The 22353-nt window shown below is 38.7% G+C and carries 23 protein-coding genes and 1 tRNA gene; 19 read left to right on the forward strand and 5 right to left on the reverse strand.

Going from position 1 to position 22353, the window contains the following annotated elements:
- The first annotated feature begins 50 nt into the window (after nucleotides 1-50).
- From GQR52_RS00455 to GQR52_RS00465, 3 genes are all read left to right on the forward strand, one after another.
- Entirely contained in the window at nucleotides 51-728 is a 678-nt protein-coding gene (locus GQR52_RS00455; protein WP_002957838.1) for a TIGR00153 family protein, read from the forward strand.
- Nucleotides 729-767: 39 nt separating this feature from the next.
- Entirely contained in the window at nucleotides 768-2036 is a 1269-nt protein-coding gene (locus GQR52_RS00460; RefSeq protein WP_007586466.1) for an inorganic phosphate transporter, read from the forward strand.
- Between the two features lie 82 nt (nucleotides 2037-2118).
- The gene (locus tag GQR52_RS00465) at nucleotides 2119-3039 is read left to right on the forward strand and encodes a hydrogen peroxide-inducible genes activator (protein ID WP_165727119.1); all 921 of its coding nucleotides are present in this window, start codon (nucleotides 2119-2121) and stop codon (nucleotides 3037-3039) included.
- 24 nt (nucleotides 3040-3063) lie between these two features.
- On the opposite strand, the gene GQR52_RS00470 is transcribed toward GQR52_RS00465, so the two are convergent.
- Both GQR52_RS00470 and GQR52_RS00475 read right to left on the reverse strand, forming a co-directional pair.
- Complete coding sequence (locus GQR52_RS00470) at nucleotides 3064-3276, reverse strand: hypothetical protein (protein ID WP_002957835.1); 213 nt, start codon at nucleotides 3274-3276, stop codon at nucleotides 3064-3066.
- A 180-nt stretch (nucleotides 3277-3456) separates the two neighbouring features.
- Complete coding sequence (locus GQR52_RS00475) at nucleotides 3457-5988, reverse strand: GGDEF domain-containing protein (protein WP_165727120.1); 2532 nt, start codon at nucleotides 5986-5988, stop codon at nucleotides 3457-3459.
- Between the two features lie 187 nt (nucleotides 5989-6175).
- Here GQR52_RS00475 and queA point away from each other — a divergent pair, with 187 nt between their 5' ends.
- The 6 genes from queA to GQR52_RS00505 all read left to right on the forward strand — a co-directional run bounded on the left by queA (nucleotide 6176) and on the right by GQR52_RS00505 (nucleotide 12851).
- Nucleotides 6176-7207: a tRNA preQ1(34) S-adenosylmethionine ribosyltransferase-isomerase QueA gene (gene queA, locus GQR52_RS00480; protein ID WP_010554380.1), complete on the forward strand. Its 1032-nt coding sequence runs from the start codon at nucleotides 6176-6178 to the stop codon at nucleotides 7205-7207.
- 183 nt (nucleotides 7208-7390) lie between these two features.
- On the forward strand, nucleotides 7391-8518 hold the full coding sequence (tgt, locus tag GQR52_RS00485) for a tRNA guanosine(34) transglycosylase Tgt (protein WP_007586471.1): 1128 nt from the start codon (nucleotides 7391-7393) through the stop codon (nucleotides 8516-8518).
- Nucleotides 8519-8543: 25 nt separating this feature from the next.
- Nucleotides 8544-8879: a preprotein translocase subunit YajC gene (yajC, locus tag GQR52_RS00490; RefSeq protein ID WP_007586472.1), complete on the forward strand. Its 336-nt coding sequence runs from the start codon at nucleotides 8544-8546 to the stop codon at nucleotides 8877-8879.
- A gap of 19 nt (nucleotides 8880-8898) precedes the next feature.
- Nucleotides 8899-10758: a protein translocase subunit SecD gene (gene secD / locus GQR52_RS00495; RefSeq protein WP_010554381.1), complete on the forward strand. Its 1860-nt coding sequence runs from the start codon at nucleotides 8899-8901 to the stop codon at nucleotides 10756-10758.
- Between the two features lie 9 nt (nucleotides 10759-10767).
- A complete protein-coding gene (gene secF / locus GQR52_RS00500) occupies nucleotides 10768-11715 on the forward strand; it encodes a protein translocase subunit SecF (protein ID WP_007586474.1) in 948 nt (315 codons plus the stop codon).
- Nucleotides 11716-12041: 326 nt separating this feature from the next.
- Nucleotides 12042-12851 (forward strand): transporter substrate-binding domain-containing protein, encoded by an 810-nt coding sequence (locus GQR52_RS00505; RefSeq protein WP_165727121.1) that lies wholly within the window; start codon nucleotides 12042-12044, stop codon nucleotides 12849-12851.
- A 53-nt stretch (nucleotides 12852-12904) separates the two neighbouring features.
- Here GQR52_RS00505 and suhB read toward each other — a convergent pair whose 3' ends face one another.
- Nucleotides 12905-13708, reverse strand: coding sequence for an inositol-1-monophosphatase (gene suhB / locus GQR52_RS00510; protein ID WP_002957826.1), 804 nt, complete (start codon nucleotides 13706-13708; stop codon nucleotides 12905-12907).
- A 256-nt stretch (nucleotides 13709-13964) separates the two neighbouring features.
- On the opposite strand from suhB, the gene GQR52_RS00515 reads away from it, so the two are divergent.
- Nucleotides 13965-14381: a VOC family protein gene (locus GQR52_RS00515; RefSeq protein WP_165727122.1), complete on the forward strand. Its 417-nt coding sequence runs from the start codon at nucleotides 13965-13967 to the stop codon at nucleotides 14379-14381.
- 38 nt (nucleotides 14382-14419) lie between these two features.
- On the opposite strand, the gene GQR52_RS00520 is transcribed toward GQR52_RS00515, so the two are convergent.
- Complete coding sequence (locus GQR52_RS00520) at nucleotides 14420-15082, reverse strand: LiaF domain-containing protein (protein ID WP_165727123.1); 663 nt, start codon at nucleotides 15080-15082, stop codon at nucleotides 14420-14422.
- A gap of 328 nt (nucleotides 15083-15410) precedes the next feature.
- Here GQR52_RS00520 and GQR52_RS00525 point away from each other — a divergent pair, with 328 nt between their 5' ends.
- The 4 genes from GQR52_RS00525 (at nucleotide 15411) to GQR52_RS00540 (ending at nucleotide 17417) form a co-directional block, all read left to right on the forward strand.
- The gene (locus GQR52_RS00525; RefSeq protein WP_165727124.1) at nucleotides 15411-15977 is read left to right on the forward strand and encodes a BON domain-containing protein; all 567 of its coding nucleotides are present in this window, start codon (nucleotides 15411-15413) and stop codon (nucleotides 15975-15977) included.
- 73 nt (nucleotides 15978-16050) lie between these two features.
- Entirely contained in the window at nucleotides 16051-16209 is a 159-nt protein-coding gene (locus tag GQR52_RS00530; RefSeq protein WP_002957822.1) for a YqaE/Pmp3 family membrane protein, read from the forward strand.
- 378 nt (nucleotides 16210-16587) lie between these two features.
- Entirely contained in the window at nucleotides 16588-17085 is a 498-nt protein-coding gene (locus tag GQR52_RS00535) for a hypothetical protein (RefSeq protein ID WP_197175835.1), read from the forward strand.
- Between the two features lie 255 nt (nucleotides 17086-17340).
- A tRNA-Ile gene (locus GQR52_RS00540) sits at nucleotides 17341-17417 on the forward strand.
- A 319-nt stretch (nucleotides 17418-17736) separates the two neighbouring features.
- Here GQR52_RS00540 and GQR52_RS00545 read toward each other — a convergent pair.
- Complete coding sequence (locus tag GQR52_RS00545; RefSeq protein WP_002957818.1) at nucleotides 17737-18066, reverse strand: 5-carboxymethyl-2-hydroxymuconate Delta-isomerase; 330 nt, start codon at nucleotides 18064-18066, stop codon at nucleotides 17737-17739.
- A 207-nt stretch (nucleotides 18067-18273) separates the two neighbouring features.
- Here GQR52_RS00545 and GQR52_RS00550 point away from each other — a divergent pair, with 207 nt between their 5' ends.
- From GQR52_RS00550 to GQR52_RS00570, 5 genes are read left to right on the forward strand one after another with little or no spacing between them, the layout of a single operon-like run.
- Nucleotides 18274-18759, forward strand: coding sequence for a CreA family protein (locus tag GQR52_RS00550; protein ID WP_010553378.1), 486 nt, complete (start codon nucleotides 18274-18276; stop codon nucleotides 18757-18759).
- A gap of 29 nt (nucleotides 18760-18788) precedes the next feature.
- Entirely contained in the window at nucleotides 18789-19562 is a 774-nt protein-coding gene (locus tag GQR52_RS00555) for a hypothetical protein (RefSeq protein ID WP_165725125.1), read from the forward strand.
- 11 nt (nucleotides 19563-19573) lie between these two features.
- Nucleotides 19574-20212 (forward strand): LysE family transporter, encoded by a 639-nt coding sequence (locus GQR52_RS00560; RefSeq protein WP_165727125.1) that lies wholly within the window; start codon nucleotides 19574-19576, stop codon nucleotides 20210-20212.
- Nucleotides 20213-20238: 26 nt separating this feature from the next.
- A complete protein-coding gene (locus tag GQR52_RS00565; protein ID WP_007586500.1) occupies nucleotides 20239-20733 on the forward strand; it encodes a gamma-glutamylcyclotransferase family protein in 495 nt (164 codons plus the stop codon).
- Between the two features lie 15 nt (nucleotides 20734-20748).
- Nucleotides 20749-22290 (forward strand): serine hydrolase, encoded by a 1542-nt coding sequence (locus GQR52_RS00570; protein ID WP_165727126.1) that lies wholly within the window; start codon nucleotides 20749-20751, stop codon nucleotides 22288-22290.
- The last annotated feature ends 63 nt before the right edge of the window (nucleotides 22291-22353 follow it).

The raw sequence follows: 22353 nt of genomic DNA on the forward strand, positions 1-22353 counted from the left end.
ACTGTAAAATTCATGCTGCAAAGCATATCAATTTGATTAAAGGGTCAGTTATGCCTACAAACGCGTTTTTAGGAGTATTTGCAAAATCTCCTATCAAACCAATGGAAGAACACATCAAGAAGGTTCATCAAGCAAGTAAAGCTTTGATACCTTTTTTTAATCACGTATTTAAAGAAGAGTGGGTACAAGCAGAAGAGCTTCGCATCACTATTCGCAATTTAGAACGTGAAGCCGATGATATGAAAAGAGATATACGTTTACAATTACCGCGTGGTTTATTCATGCCGGTAGAGCGTACAGATCTTCTCGAACTAGTAACTCAACAAGATAAAATTGCCAATAAAGCAAAAGATATTGCAGGGCGAGTGATTGGTCGTGAAATGACCATTCCAAAAGTTATGCAAGCTGATTTCTTAGCTTACTTAACCCGTTGTGTAGATGCGACTAAACAAGCATCTAAAGCAATTAATGAATTAGAAGAATTGCTAGAAACGGGTTTTAAAGGTCGAGAAGTCACCTTAGTAGAAAAAATGTTAGTTGAATTGGATGCCATAGAACAAGACACGGACGAAATGCAGATAAAAGTACGCCGCCAGCTACGTGATGTAGAGGGTGAGTTAAATCCAATTGATGTTATGTTTTTGTACAAAATCATTGAATGGGTTGGCGAGCTTGCAGATATTGCAGAGCGCGTAGGATCACGTCTTGAGCTGATGTTAGCTCGTTAATTTAAAATCAGTTCAAACACGAAAGATTAAGGTTTTACAATGGATATCATTGCATCTTACGGCACGGTATTAATTTTAATTGCCGCAGCAGTCGGCTTTTTTATGGCTTATGGTATTGGCGCGAACGACGTAGCGAACGCCATGGGCACATCTGTAGGTTCAAAAGCGCTAACAATCAAACAAGCTATTTTTATAGCGATGATTTTTGAATTTGCAGGCGCTTACTTAGCAGGTGGTGAGGTTACATCAACAATTCGTAAAGGAATTATCGATGCCGCACCATTTGCAGACATTCCTGAACTTATGGTTCTGGGTATGATTTCGTCTTTATTTGCAGCGGGTGCTTGGTTATTAATGGCCTCGTTCTTGGGTTGGCCAGTATCAACGACTCACTCAATCATTGGTGCAATCATTGGTTTTGCGTTAGTTGCTGTTGGTACTGAGGCGATTCAATGGGATAAAGTAGGTGGTATTGTTGGTAGTTGGATTATAACGCCCGCCATATCAGGCTTTATTGCATACTTAATATTTATGAGTGCACAAAAACTTATTTTTAATACAGATGCACCACTAAAAAATGCTAAACGCTATGTACCACTTTATATGGGTTTAGCAGGTTTTATAATGGCCTTGGTTACAATTAAAAAAGGCTTAAAGCATGTTGGTGTTGATTTAGGTGCAGCCGAAGGGTACGCCTTAGCAATAGCTGTAGCAGTTGTCGTTGCTATAATTGGTAAAATTGCTATTTCTCGTTTAAATATCGATCCAAAAGCAGATAAACAAATGCAATTCAACAATGTTGAAAAAGTGTTTGCTGTTCTTATGGTATTAACAGCATGTTGTATGGCCTTTGCACATGGTTCTAACGATGTTGCTAATGCAATCGGTCCACTAGCTGCTGTTGTAAACATTGTTGAAAACAATGGTGAAATTGCTAAAAAAGCGGCTATTGCTTGGTGGATTCTACCTCTAGGTGGTTTTGGTATTGTTGCGGGTCTTGCTATTTTGGGCAAAAAAGTAATTAAAACGATTGGTGAAGGCATTACACATTTAACGCCTAGCCGTGGTTTTGCTGCTGAACTAGCCGCTGCTTCTACCGTTGTTATTGCATCAGGTACTGGTATGCCAATCTCTACTACTCAAACCTTAGTGGGTGCGGTATTAGGTGTAGGTATGGCACGTGGAATTGGTGCACTTAACATGGGTGTTATCAGAAACATTGTAGTTTCTTGGGTAATTACATTGCCAGTTGGCGCTGCCCTTGCTATTGTTATTTTCTACGTACTAAGAACCGCATTTGGGGTTTAACAAAAAAGTACTCAAAGACTTTTAGCTTGAAAAGATCTCAATGCCCTAGGTGTTGGGGTCTTTTTATTTGTGGAAAGAAAAAATGACCAATCTTCCAAGTATCAAACAGCTACAGTATTTATTAGCTGTTCATCAACATCAGCACTTTGGCAGAGCTGCCAGTGCCTGTTTTATAGGGCAATCTACTTTAAGCAGTGCTATTCAAAATCTTGAAGAAACGTTGGGTTGCCAGCTTATTGAACGCGAAAATCGCAGCCTTATGTTTACCAGTATTGGTGAAGAAGTTGTTGAGCGCTCTCGTAAAATAATTAACGATACAATTAGTTTAAAAGAACTCACTAAAAGCTTTTTAACACCACTGAGTGGTAAATTAACAGTGGGTGTTATACCTACAATTGCTAGCTTTATAGCGGCTCCTCTGTATCACTTTTGTAAAGAAACCTTTTGTGATTTAGAGTTGGTATTAATAGAAGATACGAGTGATAAGCTACTGGATAAACTTGAGCATGGGCATATTGATTTAGCGCTACTTGCACTGCCATACGAAACCGATAAATTTCATACACAAGTATTGGCAAAAGATCAGTTTAGTTTAGTGCACCATAAGGACTACAGCGCTGCAAAGGGCATAGTCGACTTTAATCTATTACCAGAGGCTAGCGTATTCTTACTCGAGCGTGAGCACTGTATGACAGGCCATGCGCTCAGTGCATGTCATTTAAACCGTGCTAGTTGTATTAACCCATTTGAAGCAGCAAGCTTGCATACATTATTGAGTATGGTTGAGCATCAGCTCGGGGTGACTTTTTTACCACAAATGGCGATTAACGCCGGAATTTTAGATAATAAAAATATGGTGGCAACACCATCACAAAGCGATGCATATAGAGATATTGGCATATTGTGGCGTAAAACTACGGGGCGGATCCGCGACTTTAAGTTATTTAGTCAACAGCTTGAGATATTTTTAAAGCGCCAATGTAGTTTAGATTTTTCTAAATAAGAATAGGAAATGAATGAAAGCAGCCTATAAAGGCTGCTTTTGATTTTGAAGATGGCTTTCAAAAGGCTCAAGTTCGGGTAAAAATAGTAAATAAATCCATACCACCAAGTTAAAGTAAGGCACGCAACCTAATACAGTAAAAACCTTAACTGGGTAGCCTTTAATATTTGCGTAACGATAGCACTGATACGCGATTGCAAAATGTATAATCAGTAATAACATAACTAGCTGTGTCATACCTTTCTCCTTAAAAGCTTAAATAGCTTTGAAACCCACTATAAATATCAGTACTACGCCGCCAAAAGGTAATGTCATGTTTTTAAAGTGAAATGCGTTAAAATGCACGACATTTTTATTTGATACTGAAAGTATAGGCAAGAAAGGTAATATTGGTAGTAACAAATTGTTTAATTTTGTTTATTTTGGGCTAGCTTGTTGTTGGTAAAACGTTTTATTTTTTGAAATTTTTTCAAGTTCATCTTTTACTTTTTCAACAGGTATTGGGCGTGCAATAAAGTAGCCTTGTCCATAATCAACACCTATCTCTTTTAGTGCAAAAAATATCTCTTCGTTTTCAACGTACTCAGCTACAGAGCGCTTATCGAGAGACCGACTAATATCATTTATTGCTTTTACTAACGCTAAGTCTATAGGGTCATTAAGCATGTCGCTTACAAATGAGCCATCAATTTTTACATGCTGTGCTGGAAGCTGCTTTAAATAGTTAAATGTACTAAAGCCAGTTCCAAAATCGTCAATAGAAAAATGACAGCCTAAGCTATTAAGCTTCTCAATCATTTTACGAGTAGCTTTTAAGTTGTTAATACTTGCTGATTCAGTTATTTCAAAAATTATCCGCGAAGGGGGCACGTTATACTTTTCAAGGTTTGATTCAATTAATGGCAATAAGCGTTCATCTAAGAATGATTGTGCTGACAAATTAATAGCAACTTGGTTTAACTCTGGGTGCTTAGATACACAAGCAACGGCATTACGTATAACGCATTGATCCATCAAAAATGTGTCGTTAAGCATCTCTAAAGAGGGAATAAATTGATTTGGGTACACAAGTTTACCTTTGAGTTTTAAGCGTAAGAGCGCTTCAAAATAAGCAACTTTACACTCTTTAAAATCCCAAATAGGTTGGTAATGCAGTTCAATATTATCTTGCTGCAGTGCTTGTCGAATTTCGTGACCCCATTCAAGCCCAGTTTGAAGCGTATTGTTTTGAGCGTCCTCTTTTGAGTAGCAATGTACTAAGTTACGCCCTAAATTTTTGGCAATATACAAAGCAATATCGGCTTGTTTTAAACATTCATTAGGATCATTGTTTTGTATCGTAATTTGAGTTAAACCGATAGAGCAGCTAATTGTGTATATCTGATCTTCTGATTTAAAAGCATGTTTTTCTATTGCGCTGCACACACCTTCAGCAATAAGGTGTGCATCCAGTAAATTCATATCGGTAAGTATGACTGCAAACTCATCGCCGCCTATTCGGCACACCAAATGGTCTTCGCCAATATTTGCTTTAAATAATTGCGCGACTTCTTTTAATACTATGTCACCTTGGTGGTGACCTTTGCTGTCGTTTATTATTTTAAAGTGATCGAGGTCAATATAAATAACAGCATGCTCTATGCCATCATACGTGTATTTATCTTGGCATATTTTATTAAGCTGTTGATCAAAGTAATAACGGTTATGTAAACCAGTTAGTGGGTCATGGTGTGCTAAATGACGTAGTTGAAGTTCTGCTTGCTTTCGTTCGTGTATGTTATCGATGGTTGCGGTGATAGTTGCGTTATTACGACTGTTTTTTATTAGCTGTAACCTGCATTCGACCCAAATTAAGTTGCCATTTTTATGGGTGAGTTTTACTTCTATTTGTTGTTGCTGCTCGCCACCATGTAAAATGTCGTTAATAGTATAGTTTAGTCTTCCCTTATCTTCATTATTACAATAAGTACTTAATGGGGTTTGTAGCGACGATTTAACACCAAAGCCACTTAAAGTTTCCCATGCTGGGTTAATAAAACGAATATTACCTTGTTGATCAAGCTCTAAAACAACTGTATTTAGATGTAATAAAATGCGTTGATGAGCCGAAAATAACTCTTTGTAACGCACTTCGCTCACGCTTAGCTGCTCTACTTTGTAAGCAAACTCAGCATAACTCACCATAAAATCTTCACGTCGTGCGGCGTGGTCACACACTTTATTTAAAAATGAAGGGTCGTATGGGGCTCTAATAAAATCGGTAACACCAGACAGCAAAAGCTGCTCAGCGTAATCAGCATCATCACTTTCTATAATCGTAACAATAGCTTGTTTAGAATTGTGCTGTAGGATTTCTTCAACGAGTACACTTGAGCTCTCTGCACTTGATGTAGTGGCATCGAGTAGCACAATTGAAAACTGCTGTTGGTTGTAAGCGTTTAGTGCTGCTTTGGCTGAGGTAACGTGAGTAATAGCAAAGTTTAACTTTAACTGTTCACTAATTTTGTCGGCCGTATTTTGAAGCGGCTCTAATAGCAATAAATTTAGTCGGCTACTTTTTTCTAAGTGCGTAGATAAAACATTCGCAAGCACTTGAGGAAGCATGTCTTTATGTTCAAACGGCAGTACAGCATCTATTCCGTAGCTTCTGGCTGTTGTTTCGGCAATACGCTCACAGTAAATTGGCGGAATAAGTAAAATTGGGGTGTTTTTTGGTGTTTTTAATAATCCTGAGCGGATCATCCTCGAAAAGCGCCAGCCGTCAATTTTCCCAACATTAATGCCCGTTATTATAATATCAACAGGGTGTTGTTTTAAAAGCTTTAAAGCTTGTTGGCTATCTTGCGCATCAATAAAGGTAAATACATTTAAGCTATCTAAAGTGCCTTTAATCGCGCGACGTTCAGCACTACTTGCGTTTAATATTAGCAATTTAAGCTGGTTTGGCACGTGTTGAACACCCCTAATGTAACTTATAATAATTCAGCCGAACAAGAATAGTGACATTTAACCATAAGAACAAGAAAATTTAATGAGAAACACGCAAACAAGATATTATAAGTTTGGCTGATTTCTTGAGCTTAATATCCGATACATATACACTTGGCGCGATTTTAAATGATGTGGATTACTAATTATGCGCGTGGCTGACTTTAGCTTTGACTTACCTGATGAATTAATAGCTCGTTTTCCTAAAGCGGACAGAACTAGCAGCCGTTTACTTACTTTAGATGGCCCAAGCGGAACTCTAGAACATAAAGTGTTTAGCGACATACTTGATTTAGTAAACGAAGGCGATTTGTTAGTCTTTAACAATACACGCGTAATTCCAGCACGTATGTTTGGTCAAAAAGCCTCTGGCGGCAAAGTTGAGGTGCTTGTAGAGCGAGTGCTAGATGAACATCGCGTACTTGCGCACGTACGCGCGAGCAAGTCGCTTAAGGTTGGTAACGAAGTTATTCTAGAGGGCAAAGCCAAGGCAATAATGGTTGCACGCCACGATACATTATTTGAGCTTGAGTTTGATCATAGCCAAAACGTGCTAGATATACTTAATGATATTGGTCATATGCCACTGCCTCCTTATATTGACCGACCTGATACCGAAGCTGATCGCGAACGTTACCAAACTGTTTATGGAGAAAAGCCAGGTGCAGTTGCTGCGCCAACAGCGGGCTTACATTTTGACGATAAGTTAATGACGGCACTAAAAGATAAAGGTGTAAACATGGCTTTTGTTACTTTGCACGTTGGCGCCGGTACTTTTCAGCCAGTACGAGTGGATAGTGTTGATGAGCATGTAATGCATTCCGAGTACATTGAAGTACCCGATGATGTAGTTGCTGCCGTTGCACAAACCAAAGCAAGTGGCGGGCGCGTAATTGCGGTTGGCACAACATCAGTACGCTCATTAGAGTCGGCAGCTAAAGTTCACGGCGGCAAATTAGATACGTATTTTGGTGATACCGATATATTTATTTTTCCGGGTTACCAATTTAATGTTGTTGATGCCATGGTCACTAATTTTCACTTACCAGAATCAACGCTTATAATGCTAGTCAGCGCTTTTAGCGGACAAGACAATATTATGGGTGCATACAATACGGCAATTGAACAAAAATACCGATTTTTTAGTTACGGTGATGCGATGTTTTTAACACGTAAGTAACCATTTATTATTTAATACTCAGTAAAAAACACTAAAAACCCCAGCAACGAAGCTGGGGTTTTTGTTTAGCATAATAAGCAAAACTGAATTCATCGCAGCTAATAGTATTAATGAGGCAAAAAGGGTAGAATCGAGCGGTTAAATTATAGCTTGTTGGACTGTTTTTCTGACATTGAGGATGATATGAAATTTGAATTAGATTGTACTGACGGAAAAGCGCGCCGCGGCCGCTTAATTTTTGACCGCGGTGTAATAGAAACACCTGCATTTATGCCTGTTGGTACTTACGGTACTGTAAAAGGTATGACGCCAGATGAAGTAAAAGCCACTGGTGCGCAAATATGTTTAGGTAATACCTTTCATTTAATGCTTCGTCCAGGTACTGAAATCATTAAGCAACATGGTGATTTACACGACTTTATGAATTGGGATTTCCCAATTTTAACTGACTCAGGCGGCTTTCAAGTCTTTAGCTTAGGCGCAATGCGTAAAATCACTGAAGAAGGCGTGTTATTCCAATCTCCAGTAAATGGTGATGAAATTATGATGTCGCCTGAAAAGTCGATGGAAGTACAGCGCGACTTAGGCTCAGACATCGTTATGATTTTTGACGAGTGTACGCCATATCCAGCAACTGAAAAAGAAGCTAAAGATTCTATGGAGTTATCTCTTCGTTGGGCTAAGCGCTCAAAAGAAGGGCATGGCGACAATCCATCTGCTTTGTTTGGTATTATTCAAGGTGGTATGTACCCAGAATTACGTGCACAATCGCAAGCAGGCTTAGAAGAAATTGGCTTTGATGGCTATGCATTAGGTGGTCTATCAGTAGGCGAGCCTAAAAACGAAATGATGAATATTCTTGATCATTGTGCGTTTAAAATGCCAGAAGACAAACCACGCTACCTTATGGGTGTAGGCAAGCCAGAGGATTTAGTTGAGTCTGTTCGCCGTGGTATTGATATGTTTGACTGTGTTATGCCAACACGTAATGCGCGTAACGGCCATTTATTCATTACCACGGGTGTAGTAAAAATACGTAACGCAGTACATAAAACAGACACAGGGCCACTTGACCCTGAGTGTGATTGTCATACGTGTGGAAACTATTCACGAGCTTATTTGCATCACCTTGATAAATGTAACGAAATTTTAGGTGCGCGACTAAACACAATTCATAACTTACGTTACTATCAACGTGTTATGGAAGGTTTACGTAATGCAATTAGCGAAGGTAAATTAGAAGAATTTGTACAAGATTTTTATGCTCGCCGAGGCCAAGACGTGCCAGAGCTAGTAGATATAAAAAATTAAACTTTAAAATTAAAGAGGAAGTATCATGAGTTTATTTATTTCAAATGCACACGCAGCAGCTGGTCAACCTGCGGCAAGCGGTGGTTGGGAAATGCTAATAATGTTAGCTATTTTCGGTTTGGTTTTTTACTTTTTAATCTACCGCCCGCAAGCTAAGCGCGTTAAAGAGCACAAAAGCTTAATGAGTATGATGGCTAAAGGCGATGAAGTACTTACCCAAGGCGGTTTAGTGGGTAAAATTGTGAAGATTTCTGAAGAGAAAGATTTCATCGTTATCTCTTTAAACGAGCAGGCAGAAGTAACAGTACAAAAATCTGCAGTATCTGCAGTATTGCCAAAAGGCACAATGAAGTCGCTATAAAAATAATAAGGACGACCCCGTGTTAAACAAGTTTCCAGTTTGGAAGTATTTACTTGTTTTAGCTGTGGTAGCCATTGGCCTTTTATATGCCTCTCCAAACTTGTATGGTCGCGATCCGGCTATACAAGTTTCAGGTGCTAAAGGCGCTGATGTCGATCTCAGTGTTGTAGACAAAGTAAACGCAATCCTTGAAAAAAATAATGTAACCGCTAAATCGACAATACTTGAAGATGGGCAAATTTTAGTTCGTTTAAAAAATGTTGAAGAACAGCTTAAAGCGCATGATTTACTGCGTGATTCGCTGAGCGACGATTACATTTCTGCTATTAATATGGCACCTGCTCAACCAGCTTGGTTAAAAGCGGTTGGTGGTAACCCTATGAAGCTAGGTCTTGATTTAAGTGGTGGCGTACATTTCACCATGGAAATCGACATGGCAACAGCGGTTGATAACCAGCTTGAGCAAATGGAACAAGATTTCAGAAGCGATTTACGCGAAGAAAAACTACGCTACCGTAGTGTTCGCCGTGTAGCTGGCTCTGATCGTATGCGTGTAGAAATGCGTACCGAAGCAGATAAAGACGCAGCAGAGAGCTTCTTAGAAACTCGCTACCCGCTGAATGTCTATATTGATGACAGCAGTAACGATAAAGCATTTTTTGCGACAATGAGTGAGCAAAAACTCAAAGAAATTCGTGACTACGCTATCAAGCAAAATGAAACGATTATTCGTAACCGTATCAACCAAATTGGTGTTGCAGAACCTAACGTACAACGCCAAGGCGCTGAGCGTATTATTGTTCAACTACCAGGTATTCAAGACACAGCACGCGCTAAAGAAATTTTAGGCGCAACAGCAACACTTGAATTTCGTGAAGTAGACGAAAACGCTGATATTAGCGCTGCTGCTCAAGGTCGTATCCCTGCGGGTACTGAAATGATCATGAGCCGCGACGGTTACCCTGTTGTACTTAAAAAACGCATCATCCTCGAAGGCAGCCATATTACTGGCGCGCAATCTGGTGCAGATGAATACCAACGCCCGCAAGTAAGTATTACGCTTGATAGCAAAGGTGGGGCAAAAATGAATGCCTTTACCAAACGTGCTATTGGCAAACGTATGGCAACGGTATTTATTGAGTACAAGCCATCAGGTAAAAAAGATGCAGACGGTAAAGCGCTTCCGCCTATTAAGGTTGAAGAAGTTATTAACGTAGCAACAATTCAAGCACGTCTTGATCGCTCGTTCCGTATTACAGGTATCGATAACCCAGCTGAAGCACATAACTTAAGTTTGCTACTTCGTGCAGGTGCGCTTGTAGCACCAATTCAAATTGTTGAAGAGCGCACTGTAGGTCCAAGTTTAGGTCAAGAAAATATTGAAGCGGGTATGACTGCGGTTGCACTTGGTTTTGCCTTTGTACTTGTGTTTATGCTTGTGTACTACAAAGGCTTTGGTATGGTTGCAAACCTTGCGCTTGCGGCTAACTTAGTACTGATTGTTGGTGTTATGTCTTTAATTCCAGGCGCGACACTTACGCTACCTGGTATTGCAGGTATTGTATTAACCGTAGGTATGGCAGTTGATGCTAACGTACTTATTTTTGAACGTATTCGTGAAGAGCTGGCCGATGGCCGCAGCCCTCAACAAGCGATTCATTTCGGTTACGATAGCGCATTTAGCACTATATTTGATGCTAACATCACCACGTTAATCGCTGCCATTATACTGTTTGCAGTAGGCACAGGTCCGATTGCGGGCTTTGCAGTGACACTTGCGATTGGTATTTTAACTTCAATGTTTACAGCCATTGTTGGTACCCGTGCGGTAATCAACTTATTTGTTGGTGGTAAACGTATTGATAAACTTTCGATTTAAGGAGCTGACATGCAAATTTTAAGTTTGGGTAGTAGAACCCTTCGTTTCATGTCTCTTCGTAAAGTGGCTATGGGTTTTTCGACGTTATTAATTTTAGCGTCGTTTGCATCAGTTTTTGTTAAAGGTCTAAATTTTGGTTTAGATTTTACCGGCGGTACTGCGGTAGAAGTTGGTTTTTCACAGCCAGCAGACCTTAAAAAAGTACGTGCTGCGCTAGCTGATAATGGTTTTGCTGATGCATCAGTACAACTATTTGGTTCAAGCCAAGAGATTTTAGTTCGTTTAGCACCGCGCGGTAGTGATGTTAAAGCTGAAGTAATTGGTAACCAAGTAATCGATGCGCTTAAAAAAGCTGATGACAGCGTAGTAATGCGCCGTATTGAGTTTGTGGGCCCAAGTGTAGGTGAAGACTTAAAAGAGCAGGGTGGCCTTGCCATGTTAACTGCACTTATTTGTATCTTAATCTACGTTGCATTTCGTTTTGAATGGCGCTTTGCTGTGGGTGCGGTAGGTGCACTACTACACGATGTTATTATTACTGTGGGTTTATTTTCGATATTAGGTTTAGAGTTTGATTTAACTATATTAGCGGCAATTCTTGCGGTAATAGGTTATTCACTTAACGATACGATTGTTGTATCTGACCGTATTCGTGAAAATTTCCGTAAAGTGCGCATTGACGATACAGTAGAAATTATTGATATTTCACTTACGCAAACACTTAACCGTACACTTGTAACCTCAATCACGACTATTTTAGTATTGATTGCTTTGTTTGCATGGGGCGGACAAACCATTCATGGCTTTGCAACTGCATTGCTGTTTGGTGTGTTTATTGGTACTTATTCTTCGATTTATGTTGCGAGTTCTGTTGCTATAGCAATGGGCGTAAGCAAAGAAGACTTAATACCAGAAGTAATTGAAAAAGAAGGTGCAGACCTAGACGCAATGCCGTAGTAGAGTCTCATTAAATAAAAACCGCTCCTATGAGCGGTTTTTTTATACCTGCAATTTATTAATTATTCAGGCGTCTAAGTTTTCATTAGCGGATGTAACAGTGCAAGCTTACGAAAACAGTGCTAACTTTGTAGTATGAATTGGTAGGGCCTTTTTACAATAATATACAAATCGCTGCAGGTTAAGGCACAGGCCATTGAAGCTAAAATAAACCAAGCGTTATCGCTAAAGTTATCTATCTATTTATTTATATGCTCAAAGGGGGCTCTGAAGCACTTATCCTTTCAGCCAATAAATAGGTAATTTAAATAAAGTAGGTAATTATTATGTTGCCAATAAAACTTTCTATTAGTGTGTTAAGTCTGTTTATAAGTTTTGCACTTATGGCGCAAGAGCAAATAATTAATGTAGCTCAAAAGCAAGATACCCAAAACGCACGAGAAGAGTACCTCAATGAGTTACTGGTACGTGCACTTGAAAGTGTTAACTACTCCGGTGTTATCCGAATGACCCCCATATCAGAACTGCAAAAGCGTAAGTTAATAAACCTAGATGATAACGAATTAGATATGTATTGGAGTATGAGCAGTCCAGAGCGAGAGGCGCTTGCTTTGGCGATAAAAATACCACTATTTAAAGGCTATATAGGTAAGCGAGCTTTACTCACTAATAAACAAAATGTAGCACGTTTTAAAAACGTAAAAACTCTTGAGCAGCTAGGAGAGTTCTCAGCAGTACAAGGGCACAACTGGCCAGATACAAGAATAATGTCCTATAACGGATTACATGTAAGACCGCTTACTAACTACCAAGCCATGTTCACTTTAACGAGCCGTGGACGAATAGATTACTTTCCTCGTTCGTTTATTGAGGTTAACTCTGAGCTTGTTGAAAACAAACAAAGTAATTTAGTAATCGTGCCTAATTTATACATAAGTTATCCAACCGGTATTTATTACTTTGTGACTAAGAGTAAACCTGAATTAGCAAAGGCTGTTGAAGAGGGATTAATAGTGATGCAGGAAAGCGGTGAATTTGACGCATTATTTAATGAATACTTCGCAAAGGATTTAAATACACTACCTTATACAAAAGGCAAAACGATAGAGATTAAGCTCGATAACCCTTATTTTTAGGCACAAAAAAAGGAGCCTGAGCTCCTTTTTAGCATGCTATTAATAGCATCAAATTAGCGAAGTAACGACTCAGTTAATACTGGGCGAATTTCACGAATAATTGCTTGAGTCAGTTTTGGTGAGCCACAGATGATATTACCGCTGTGGTTATAGTTATTGCCACCAGCGAAATCTACAACCATACCGCCTGCTTCTTTAACCATAAGTTCGCCAGCTGCAGAGTTCCAAGGTTTTAAACCAATTTCAAAAAATCCATCAACACGACCAGCTGCAACGTATGCCATATCTAAAGCAGAACAACCTGCACGGCGAATGTCTGCAGTGTGTACAAACAATGCTTTAAACGCTTCAGTGTATGCATCCATGTGGTTTTTATTTTTGAAAGGGAAACCTGTAGCAAGTACAGTGCCCGCAAGAACCGTAGTTTTGCTAACACGTAGACGTTTGCTGTTTAATTGAGTGCCTTGACCGCGAGAAGCAGTGAAAAGCTCACCACGAATTGGATCATAAATAACAGCTTGGTCTAAACGACCTTTAACTTTAAGTGCGATAGAAACCGCGTAATGAGGGATGCCTTTGATGAAGTTAGTTGTTCCATCGATAGGATCTACAATCCATTGGTAATCATCATCCTTGCCTTTATGCTCACCTAATTCTTCACCAACAATAGAGTGAGTAGGGTAAGACTGTAAAATAGTGTCACGAATTACGGCTTCGGCTTCTTTATCAATGTTAGTTACTAAGTCGTTAGCGCCTTTTTGTTGCACTTCAACTTTTGATAAATCTTCACTTGCGCGAAGTAAAATTTTGCCTGCGTTGCGCGCAGCGCGAACCGCAATGTTTAACATTGGATGCATGGTATTACCTTTGGGTTGTAAAAGAACGTTTATATATTTCAGCCGGCGTATTTTAGCGACTTTTGACATAAAGTAAACAATAAACCCCAAATACTTATGTTTGTTTTTTATACAAGATTGAAAAGTGTCTATATTTTTTCAAGATAATAATTAAGTCAACAGGCCCTAATTAAATCGAATTAATTTTAAATAACTCTTTACCTAAAGTTAGCTTGAGGTTTTATCGTGCTCCTAACTTAATTGATAGGACAACATTATGTATTTAGAGCACGTAAACTTAGTCGCGAGTGATATAGATAGTATGCTTAAATTTTACCAAGCTGTATTTCCGCATTGGTCAGTCAGAAGTGAGGGCAGAGGCGATTGGCACGGAAAACCAAGACGCTGGGTACACTTTGGAGATGACACGCATTACATTGCGATAAGCGACCATGGTGAAGGTGAAAACAGAAACCTATCGGGCCATCAGGTTGGTTTTGCACACTTTGCTTATGTGACTAATCACTTAAATGAGGTAGTGATACGCTTAAATAAAGCGGGTTTTGGGATAAGTAAGCAAGGTAGTGAGAACCCGTTTAGAAAAAATGTTTACTTTATTGATCCCGCCGGGTTTGAGGTGGAATTTGTAGAGTATTTAAGTGATATACCAAGCGAGCGAAATAACGATTTATAACAGGTTAAGCACCGCAAAGAGCGGTGCTTAACCAAGCTTTATGAACGATTATTTCCAGCGCCCAATTGTGTTTTTAGCTCATTAGCAAAACTCATAAACTTTTCTTTAATAGTCCGTTTTATTTTTATTTCGACCGAGCCCATTACCGCTTTACCTTCAATATGAATAGTCGGGCCTTGGCGCTTGTTAAGTGATACCGATTTATTTTCAAGGCTGCTTAATATACAAAACATTTTGGACACTACGTTTACATGCTCTGGTACATATATTTCATCGCTACCAAAAATACAGTTAACGTGAATAGTTACATTTTGATGCGCAAAAATGGCATCGGTAAAATCTAGCACCACCGATCCCATAAAATTACTGAGGTAAATGTTTTTTGGCACGACCCACTGCCCGCTGCGCTCGTTAGAGCCTAAAATACTGCGTAGTGTAAAGTCATCATCACTGTTTTGTTGTGCACTATAGTGTGGAGAAAATTGCGATTGTTTTTCTGCTTTATATTGCTGGTCTGTATTAAGTGTTAAATCCTCTACTAAGGCTAAAAGTGCTTCGTTGTTAGGTGCATCCATCGCGTCATCTAAACGTCTCTCAAATGCATCAACTGAAATAACCCCATGACTGTAATTATAAATTAATTGATCAATCACCTGTTCGCGTACTTGCTCTATTGGACGGTCTTCAACTTTTACAGACATGAGATATTCCTTATTATATTTACTATTGATACTTATCTTAATGTTTAACTGCAAACCGTGTACCAAATATAATTTCGATAATTATCAAATGCTTATTTTTTAATGGTGTTTTTCACTTTGTTATATTAACGATAGATTAACCAAAAGAGCAATTATCTAGCTATTTTCACTATTTGAGAAAGTTTTACCGAGTAGCCTGTAAATAGTTACACAGCTATAGTTAAAGCTTTATCATAAAAACCACCCAAGCAATTGAATTTTAAGGTAAAATAAACTTGGCCTGAAGATCGCATAAGTTAAAGTGTCTTTAATCAAAAGGAGAAAGATTATGAAAACATTTAACAAATCTATTATCGCAGCTTTAGTTCTTGGTACTACGGCTATGGGTGCCCAAGCAAACAGCTGGGAAAACGAAAGTAAAGATGCTTGGATTGATGGTAAGGCAGAAACAGTTCTTCTTATGAACACTAATCTAAACAACTTTGACATTAACACTGATGTAAAAAATGGCAAGGTAGTACTTACAGGTAAAGTTAATAGCGAGCTTGATAAAGAGCTAGCAGAAGAACTTGTACTTAGCCTAGATGGCGTATCTGATGTTGAAAACAGCCTTACCGTTGTTAAAAGCATGGACACAAAAGATAGAAGCAAAGACATGATGGACGATGATGATAACGACCTAACGGACGCTAAAATCACCACTGTAATTACAACTCGCTTCCTGTTTGACTCGGAAGTTGGTGGTACAGACATCGATGTTGATACCGATAACGGTGTAGTGACTCTTAATGGCTCAGTAGAGTCTGAAGCTGAAAAGCAGCTAGCAGTTAAAATTGCTAAAAATGCTGAAGATGTTCGTGACGTAGTTGATAAGTTATCTATTGTTGCTGAATAACACAGTTATAGTTAAGGCCCAGTAAAGCTGGGCTTTAAGTCTTTTTAATGCTTAATTTAAATGGAGTTTAGTCATGGATATTATTCGTATAATACTTTCGGTTTTATTACCACCGCTAGGTGTATTTTTGCAAGTTGGCTTAGGTATGCACTTTTGGTTAAATATTTTATTAACACTGCTAGGTTATTTTCCAGGGTTAATACATGCAATCTACATTATTGCGAAAAAATAATGACAGATTATATATTGTGTAAGCCGACTGCTGAGGCCTAATGATACAAGTGCCCCAGTACCGTTCGGCTCACAATATTAGTTTTTAAAGTAAATATTTTTTATCAAAATCTAATTTTTAATTTACTCAAACTAAGTGATTTATTTCTTGTAACTCACTCCCAAAATACACTCAGCCAAACCATTGTTTACTTCAATTAAGCTTTCTAACTAACAGTAGTGTTCTGATTCTGTATTGATGCCATTTAGGAAATCTTTAATATTAGTTTGTTTATATATCTACAATACGCGATTAATTACTCTATTATTTAGTGACAATATTACCATCACTTCTAGTGTTATCATTACACCAAGCTTTTACGCATATTGAGGTAGCTAATTGAATATTCGACTTATACTGTCAGGCGTTGTGTCATTCGTTTTTTATTTTAGCTGGGCCTACTGGGCGAACAGTTCTGCAGATATTGCTAAATCGGTCACGCTTCAAGCTGCATTAGTACAAGGTTTGTATAGTGGATTTGTAACGCTGTTTTTTACTTTTATTTTAGAAAAGGTCGTCAACAAGTATAAGTCTAGTTATGTATCGCTTGCGTTCGTAACTCCAATTATTTGTATGTTTCATTCTAAAACACCACAAAACGTAGCAATACGACAAAGCTTCAATAATGCAATTAACTCTAGCGCCTCGTATTTAGGTAACAAAAAAATAGCAGGTGTACTTTTTGCGCCTATTATTCCGATTACTGTTCAATCGAGCTTAGTGATTATGGTGAATGTAATTAATCAGACACCTAATTTGACACTTACAGTAGCCCCAAGCATATTTTTTACAGCCTTGTATGCCTACACATATATGTTAGCTTTACTTAAAAAGTAGAGCGTTAAATACAAAAGACTACATGTGGGAGGAAGGTTTTTATAATTTAATGCAGAGAATATCGTGGGGAATATCTTGTATTTTATGCTTATACCCACCTAAAAGATTACTATTTAAGCAGTTAGCTTACTGATTGTTAAAATAAAGGTGTTTGGTAGTGACAAGCACCTAAAAAGTTTTTATACTGCAACCCGCTTTAGTCGCTCTGTGACTGAACGCTTCAAAAATTAACTGCCTAGTAGTTATATAAAAGTTGGCCCCTTAGCTCAGTTGGTTAGAGCACACGACTCATAATCGTTAGGTCCCCAGTTCGAGTCTGGGAGGGGCCACCACTTTTGCAAACTTTCCAAAAAATACCTACTCAAATTATTTAAAGCTACATGAACTTAATATCGTGTAATTTATGATTCTTTATTTACCTCTAATAATAAATATAATTTAAATAAAGTTAATCCATAGATTAAGCTAAGCTTTCTTAAATTTGAAAGAGTGCGAATGCACTATTAAATTCCAGCGTTAGATCGGACGCTATTCATGCTCTGTTTTGTAAATGACAATGAGCTGCACCTGATTTTAGAATACAAAAAAGCCCCTATTGGGGCTTTTTACTTACTAGTGTTTACTTCTATTGCTCAAAACTACAAGAGTTAACTAATTTTTACGGTATATCTCATGCTCAATATCGTAAATATTTACGCTTAAACTGTCTGATGCTCTGCAGTATGTTTTTAAGCATGAAAGTAGCAGTTCGCTTAACATTTGTTTTTGCTCAATTGAGCGTCCCGCTAAAATATGTACCGCGATATGTATAAACCCTGATTTTCCTGCGCCAAGTTGATATTGCTGATAAGCAATAGCGCGTGTTTTGATGGTTTCTAATTCAAATAAGTTACTTTCGAAAGCGGTAGTGTGAATTTTTTCTACCAGTACTTGTGGTAAAACAGGGAGGTCTTCTGAGTGTTCAATAATAATGTGCGGCATTTAGGCGTTTCCTATTATGAGTTACTGCATGAGCGAGAGTTAATTGTATCAAATACAACAGGGTTCGCTAAACCCTGAGCTATCTAAAATCTTTACTTTAAACTAATTTAGTCGTATTTATTTTTGATGTTAGTATAAAAACAAACAGGTGAACCTTCGCTTAGTAACGTAGGTGCCAAGTTACTTATATATTAATTAAGGATAAGTATGAAATTACCACAAAAATTTAAACGTTTAGCTTTACTTACAGGTGCAGTTGTTACATTAAGTGCTTGCTCTGACGATGTTGCATCGGTAAGTCTGGGGTTATTTACAACTAAGGATGTTGTGGTTAATTCGCAGCAAGATCCAATCCTTGAAGGCGTTACTTGTCATATTAGTCATATAGAGGCTAATTTGGACTTTTCTGATCCCTCTGATATGTCTATAGCATGTCGTCAAACGGGTCCTATTACAGCGCAGCAGCTACAAAAAATAGACCGCAGTAAATCAGGTGAAGTGATATTCAAATCATCTAAAAGTATATTATTTAAATCACTAAAAGTGCGCCGTATTTACGATGCTGAGAATCGTACTTTATTGTACTTATCGTATTCAACTAAAGAATCCAGTGGTAGCCACCACCATGCACTATCAACAGTGCCGCTATACAATACTCAAGCGTGGGATTGGGCACTTACACAAAAAAACTAAACTAGCACTAAAACTTATAAGAGCACCTTATGTTAGCTTTATTTAAATCGGCACCTTTATTGGAAGATCAAGAGCAGCAATGGCTTATTGATACATTTATTTGGGCTGTAGAAAATTTTGATGCAGAGTTTTTTACAAAGCACACTCAAATAATACTGCCAACGGCCACTTTTTTCCCTGATTCGGTATCGAGCATTGAGGAAATGGCGAGTAATGTTTTTACCCGGGTTACTAATTACGCGGGTATGAATGCATGGCCTATTCAATTAGTCGCACCTCAGCAGTTACAACCGCAAGTTTTTCCGCACTTTGAATTTAGTGATGGAATACGTGGCGAAGGCAGCCATCTAATTGTGCCGCCAAGCCATAAGGTCAGTATCTCTTTTAATCCTAATCAGATTAATCAGCCACAAGATTTAGTGGCAAGTTATGCGGGTACTCTGGCCACCATACTTATTCATCACGTTGGGGTGCTACCGCCAGGAGGTAGGGAGTATTTACCACAAGCTGCCGACGCACTTGCCTGTTTTTTAGGATTTGGTGTGATGATGAGCAACACGGTGTATCAGTTTAAAGGCGGTTGTGGCTCTTGTTATAATCCATACGCTAACCGTGAAGCTAAGTTAAGTGAAACACATACGGTATTTATGCATGCCCTGATTAGCTACTTTAAAAACGATAAAGTGTCTAAAAAGCATTTAAAGCCGCATTTACGTGGTCAGTTTAAAAAAGCGCAAAAAGAAATTAAAGCATTGGTAAATAACTCGGCTAACCCGCTGTTATTAGCTTATTCGCCAAACTAGCAAGGATCTGCGTGGAATACTTAGATGAATTTTTACTGATTGTTATTGCTCATTTTTTTGCAGTAGCAAGCCCAGGGCCCGACTTTGCCGTAGTACTTAAGCAAAGTGTGCAACAAGGAAGGCGCAATGCATTGTGGACAAGCGCCGGTGTTGGCGCTGCTATTTTACTGCACGTTGCCTATTGCGTTTTAGGTGTTGCGCTTATTTTAACGCAATCGCCTAGTTTATTTATGGCGCTTAAGTATCTTGCCGGTGCATATTTAGCTTATTTAGGCGTACAAGCACTCAGAGCTGCAAAACCTCCAGCAAGTAATGAAGGCGAGGCTGCAAAAGATGTTGAAAAAAAAACCGTCCAAGAAGAATCCGTTTGGCTTGCTTTTAGGCGCGGCTTTTTCACAAATGCATTAAACCCAAAAGCCACGTTATTTTTTATGTCATTATTTACACTCGTGATTAGCCCAACAACACCGACTAGCGTACAGGTCGGTTACGGTGTGTACATGGCATTGGCTACTTGGGCGTGGTTTTCAATGCTTTCAATAATACTTTCTAGAAATAATGTAAGGGGTTTTTTCCAACAACGCGGTTATTGGTTTGACCGTGGAATTGGCGTTATTTTAATTGCTCTTGCAGTACGTGTTGTTATTTAACTTATTTAAAAAGTACAGGAGATAAAATGCCGTTATATAATTTTTCGTTTGGCTCCAATATGTCATCTAATCGTTTGTTAGCGCGCTTACCTAATGTAAAGCGTGTAGGAACAGCGGTACTTAAAGGTTACGAGCTAACTTTTGATATGCTATTTAAAGATGGCTCTGGCAAATGCAGTATTTGCCCAAGCGATAAAGAAGGCGCGCTGGTTTACGGCGTTATTTATGAGCTTAATGAAGATGAAAAAGTTATTTTAGATGGTATTGAGGGCGTAGGTTACGACTGCGTAGATATAGCCCCAACGCTTCTAACGGGTGAGACTGTAACTGCACATTGTTATATAGCTAATACCCATGACAGCGATGTACTCCCATACGATTGGTACATAAAACACGTTCATCGCGGATCACTTGAAGCGGGCGTACCAAAAGAATACAGTGATGCGATATTAAATCGCGCACAAAAAAGCGATACCAATCAAGAGCGCGCAGCAATTGAATTTGCAGTTCATCAAAAATAATAAAATAGGATTGATATGAAATTAACCAAACTTGCCGCAATTGCACTACTAGCAGGCACTTCGTTTAGTAGCTGGGCACAAGTTGATACCAACAAAATTGACGACGTTATTAAAGCGTCAATGGCGCGTTTTGACGTACCCGGTATGGCAGTCGCCATTGTTGAAAACGATAAAGTAATATTTGCTAAAGGCTTTGGTGTAACTAATCTCGATACCAACAAAAAAGTAAACAAAGACACCTTGTTTGGTATTGCTTCAAACACGAAAGCGTTTACAACAGCAGCGCTTGCCAAGTTAGTTGATGAGGGGAAGTTAAGCTGGGATGACCGCGTAATTGATTATTTACCAGAGTTTAAATTATACGACTCATACGTAACACGCGAAATGCGTATTCGTGATTTATTAAGTCACCGCAGTGGGCTAGGGCTTGGGCAAGGCGATTTAATGATTTGGCCAAGTACCGACAAGTCAGTTGATGAAATTTTAGCGGGATTACAGTATTTAAAACCAGCGAGCAGTTTTCGTAGTAAATACGCTTATAACAACTTGATGTTTGTTACCGCTGGTGAGGTGGTTGCACGTGTGTCGGGTATCAGCTGGAACGATTACATCGAAAAAAATATATTACAGCCGCTGCACATGGATAACTCACGCGCGGGATTTTCACGTATTCCAAAAAGTAATAAAAACTGGGCGACAGGTCATATTCCTATGGATGGCACGCTTCATCCATTTTTTGTGAATTACTTAGAAGATTTTAGAGGTGCAGGTGCCATTGCTTCAAGTGTAAGCGATATGAGCCAATGGCTTCGTACGCAATTAGCAGGCGGTAAAATGCCAAGTGGCGAGCAGCTGTTTAGCGAAAAGCAACAAGCGCAAATGTGGCACCCACATATTACGTCTATGGCGTCTAAAAGTGCGTTTGAATCGTATCATCAGCAGTTTAGGGGTTATGGGTTAGGTTGGAGTATTGAAGACTACCACGGCTTTAAAAAGTTAGGTCACGGTGGTGGTATTTTAGGAATGGTATCGCAAGTTACTTTATTGCCTGAGAAAAAACTTGGTATTGTTATTTTATCTAATCAACAAGCTTTTGGTGCACTTTCGGCAGTAACCCATGAGGTACTTGAAGATGCACTTGAGCTTGAAGATAAAGACTGGGTAGAGGATTTAGCTAAAAGTCATTTTGAAGGTAAACAACAGGCGTACGCTAATGCAAAACCAGAAGCCCCCGCTGACTACCAACCACAATTACCAAACATTAATTACACCGGTACATTACACGATGATTGGTATGGCGATGTAATTATTGAACAACTTGATAGTAAATTGCATATTGATTTTACGCATACTAAGCGCTTAAAGGGCACACTTGAGCATTACACTGGAAATACATTTATAGTTAAGTGGGATGAAAAGCTACTTGAGGCGGATGCGTTTATTCGTTTTGAAATGAGCTCACAAAATCGTGTAAACAGCGCTAAAATGCATGCAGTATCAACACAAGTTACCGACTTTAGCTTTGATTTTAGAAACCTACATTTAAAAGCAAAATAGCTAATAATATTGATATTCAAGGTATCGATATTTAAAGTATCAATATAAACCAAAGTCGCAAAG

Source organism: Pseudoalteromonas sp. 31A1 (assembly GCF_011378815.1).
In the GTDB taxonomy this organism is placed as follows: Bacteria; Pseudomonadota; Gammaproteobacteria; order Enterobacterales; family Alteromonadaceae; genus Pseudoalteromonas; species Pseudoalteromonas arctica.

What these genes read in the sequence shown, in the direction of transcription:
- GQR52_RS00455 (WP_002957838.1), top strand. Translation starts at nt 51, where the DNA reads ATGCCTACAAACGCGTTTTTAGGAGTATTTGCAAAATCTCCTATCAAA.
- GQR52_RS00460 (WP_007586466.1), top strand. Translation starts at nt 768, where the DNA reads ATGGATATCATTGCATCTTACGGCACGGTATTAATTTTAATTGCCGCA.
- GQR52_RS00465 (WP_165727119.1), top strand. Translation starts at nt 2,119, where the DNA reads ATGACCAATCTTCCAAGTATCAAACAGCTACAGTATTTATTAGCTGTT.
- GQR52_RS00470 (WP_002957835.1), bottom strand. Translation starts at nt 3,276, where the DNA reads ATGACACAGCTAGTTATGTTATTACTGATTATACATTTTGCAATCGCG.
- queA (WP_010554380.1), top strand. Translation starts at nt 6,176, where the DNA reads ATGCGCGTGGCTGACTTTAGCTTTGACTTACCTGATGAATTAATAGCT.
- tgt (WP_007586471.1), top strand. Translation starts at nt 7,391, where the DNA reads ATGAAATTTGAATTAGATTGTACTGACGGAAAAGCGCGCCGCGGCCGC.
- yajC (WP_007586472.1), top strand. Translation starts at nt 8,544, where the DNA reads ATGAGTTTATTTATTTCAAATGCACACGCAGCAGCTGGTCAACCTGCG.
- secF (WP_007586474.1), top strand. Translation starts at nt 10,768, where the DNA reads ATGCAAATTTTAAGTTTGGGTAGTAGAACCCTTCGTTTCATGTCTCTT.
- GQR52_RS00505 (WP_165727121.1), top strand. Translation starts at nt 12,042, where the DNA reads ATGTTGCCAATAAAACTTTCTATTAGTGTGTTAAGTCTGTTTATAAGT.
- suhB (WP_002957826.1), bottom strand. Translation starts at nt 13,708, where the DNA reads ATGCATCCAATGTTAAACATTGCGGTTCGCGCTGCGCGCAACGCAGGC.
- GQR52_RS00515 (WP_165727122.1), top strand. Translation starts at nt 13,965, where the DNA reads ATGTATTTAGAGCACGTAAACTTAGTCGCGAGTGATATAGATAGTATG.
- GQR52_RS00520 (WP_165727123.1), bottom strand. Translation starts at nt 15,082, where the DNA reads ATGTCTGTAAAAGTTGAAGACCGTCCAATAGAGCAAGTACGCGAACAG.
- GQR52_RS00525 (WP_165727124.1), top strand. Translation starts at nt 15,411, where the DNA reads ATGAAAACATTTAACAAATCTATTATCGCAGCTTTAGTTCTTGGTACT.
- GQR52_RS00530 (WP_002957822.1), top strand. Translation starts at nt 16,051, where the DNA reads ATGGATATTATTCGTATAATACTTTCGGTTTTATTACCACCGCTAGGT.
- GQR52_RS00545 (WP_002957818.1), bottom strand. Translation starts at nt 18,066, where the DNA reads ATGCCGCACATTATTATTGAACACTCAGAAGACCTCCCTGTTTTACCA.
- GQR52_RS00550 (WP_010553378.1), top strand. Translation starts at nt 18,274, where the DNA reads ATGAAATTACCACAAAAATTTAAACGTTTAGCTTTACTTACAGGTGCA.
- GQR52_RS00555 (WP_165725125.1), top strand. Translation starts at nt 18,789, where the DNA reads ATGTTAGCTTTATTTAAATCGGCACCTTTATTGGAAGATCAAGAGCAG.
- GQR52_RS00565 (WP_007586500.1), top strand. Translation starts at nt 20,239, where the DNA reads ATGCCGTTATATAATTTTTCGTTTGGCTCCAATATGTCATCTAATCGT.
- GQR52_RS00570 (WP_165727126.1), top strand. Translation starts at nt 20,749, where the DNA reads ATGAAATTAACCAAACTTGCCGCAATTGCACTACTAGCAGGCACTTCG.